General features: G+C 55.9%; 3 protein-coding genes. 1 reads left to right on the plus strand and 2 read right to left on the minus strand.

Going from position 1 to position 2188, the window contains the following annotated elements; all coding sequences use genetic code 11:
* Both B4F73_RS12745 and B4F73_RS12750 read right to left on the minus strand, forming a co-directional pair.
* On the minus strand, nt 1–273 hold a 273-nt coding region (locus tag B4F73_RS12745), incomplete at its 3' end, for a hypothetical protein (RefSeq protein ID WP_290483451.1).
* 4 nt (nt 274–277) lie between these two features.
* On the minus strand, nt 278–790 hold the full coding sequence (locus B4F73_RS12750) for a flagellar basal body-associated FliL family protein (protein ID WP_290483452.1): 513 nt from the start codon (nt 788–790) through the stop codon (nt 278–280).
* A 115-nt stretch (nt 791–905) separates the two neighbouring features.
* On the opposite strand from B4F73_RS12750, the gene fliF reads away from it, so the two are divergent.
* A partial coding sequence (gene fliF, locus B4F73_RS12755; protein WP_290483453.1) for a flagellar basal-body MS-ring/collar protein FliF occupies nt 906–2188 on the plus strand: 1283 nt, incomplete at its 3' end.

The raw sequence follows: 2188 nt of genomic DNA on the forward strand, positions 1-2188 counted from the left end.
GAGTGCATCTTTCAACTCCGTCAGCTTCTTGCCAGCGTCATGCGCCTCAGTGAGGATTGCGGTAAGTCGAACTGCTATTTCTCCAGATTGAGCCTTCGCTTCGTGTCGCGCTGATGAAACTGCGGCGACTGATTCGGACATGGCGCGAATGGATGCGCCCAAGCCATCCTTGGTATTTTGCAGGGCCTTGAGCCTGCGGCTGAGCAGGGCACAGTAGAGGCAAGCCGCAAACGAAACGAGAAAGAGCGCTATGTCGGAGGGATCTAGAGGCATCATCTTACCGTAGCAGGAATTCGGTTACGAGCACGCCGTGCGAAGCATCCGCACCGAGCACAATTTCGGATCGCATTGCGAGTTGCTCCCTCATCTTCGGGTAGAAGTCAGCTGACTCGAAATCAGAGAGCTGAAGTGCACGGAGGTAACCGACGAAAGCATCGACCAGCATGGGTTCGGCTTTCTTTACCGCGCTGACATGACTGTTGTCTGAGATGACAGAAGTCTTGATCTTAACATAGCGAGTGGCCGGCTCATTACCTATCGTGACAAGGATTTCTTGCAACTCTACATAGACGTGATCTTCCAGCGCGAGCGGCGTATGAGCCGGCTTGCCACCTTCGCCTGGCGCACATGCAAGTGCTGCCGCAGGGGTATTGGGCGACAGAAAATAGACGATCCCAAATGCGCCAGCCATGCTGACGACAGCCAACACCACAAGCGGGATCAACCCACCGCCGGAAGACTTTTCTTCAGTAAGTTCTGTGTTCGCGTCAGAGGCCAAAACGTTACCCAATAAAAAATTTCTGCTGACAAAGGCTTATTAATCTCTGGGTAAAGGAAGCGTTAATGATTTCGCGGAAAATATTAACCAATGGAATGATGGCGTTGGGATCGGGGTTTTCTGGCCTATGAAACTTTTAGACACACTGAAGGCGCTATCAACGGCGCAGAAACTCGCACTTGTGGGTGCAGTTGCCGGTGTGGTCTTCGCCATGTCGTTGCTCGTTCAAGGTGCGGTCAAGCAGCCCATGGGCCTGCTTTATGCCGGACTGGACCCGATGCACACCGGTGAAGTGATCGCTGAGCTCGAAAAGCGCGGCGTCGAATATGAGATCCGCGGCGAGGCGATCTTTGTTCCGAACTCCGATCGCGACTCGGTTCGTTTTGCGCTGGCCAAGGACGGGCTGCCGCAGCAGTCTGTCAGCGGTTATGAGCTGCTTGATGATGTGAATGGCTTCTCGATCACGTCGGAAATGTACAATGCGACTTACTGGCGAGCGAAGGAAGGCGAACTGACCCGCACCGTGCTGGCCATTCCCGGTGTATCATCCGCGCGAGTGCATATCGGCGCCAGCCTTCGATCGGGTTTTTCCCGATCCGGCCCATCACAAACTGCATCCGTGACCTTGGTTTCCAGCAACCGGATCAGTGCGAGCCAGGCTGAGGCTATCCAGTACCTCGTCGCCCTCGCCGTGTCCGGACTCGATCCGGCCGATGTGGCCGTGATCGATCCGAAGCGAGGTATGCTGGCGGGGCCCAATATCGACCGCATGGAAGAACCGGGAGTAGTCGCCGAGGGCCAGTCGAGCACTCTGGAACAAAAGATCCTGCGCTTGCTGGAGGCCCGCGTCGGTCCGGGCAATGCGCGCGTGTCCGTGACGGTTGATGTCAATCGCCAACGCCAGCGCGTGTCCGAAGTGGTGTTTGACCCGAATTCGCGCGTAATTCGCAATCGCACCAGCAATGACACCAGCGAAGCCAGCGGTGGTGGGGGCGGAGGTGTCACCGTGTCCAGTAATCTGCCGCAAGGGGCCGGAAGCCAGGGCGGCGGCAACAGCACGGTGAAAAACTCGACCGAGAGTGTTGTTTACGACATCAATGAGACACGCCGTGAAACCGAAACATTACCGGGTGAAATCGAACGTATTTCTGTAGCTGTACTGCTAAACGAACAAGTCCTCGGTTTTGATGCCAACGCCGAAGATTCTGCTCCCTTGATGCGCAGCTTGGTGGCCGATTTTGAACAATTGATCCTTTCTGGTGCCGGCCTCAACGCTGATCGGGGGGACTCTCTCACCGTAGACTTGATGCCGTTTCAGGAACTGGAGGTCGAAGAGCTCACACCCGCTCCCGGTCTCGTCGAGACCCTTACGGAGCGCTATTTCTGGTCTGCCTTGCAAGCCATTCTGCT

The sequence above is a fragment of the Hyphomonas sp. UBA3601 genome, assembly GCF_002375605.1.
In the GTDB taxonomy this organism is placed as follows: Bacteria; Pseudomonadota; Alphaproteobacteria; order Caulobacterales; family Hyphomonadaceae; genus Hyphomonas.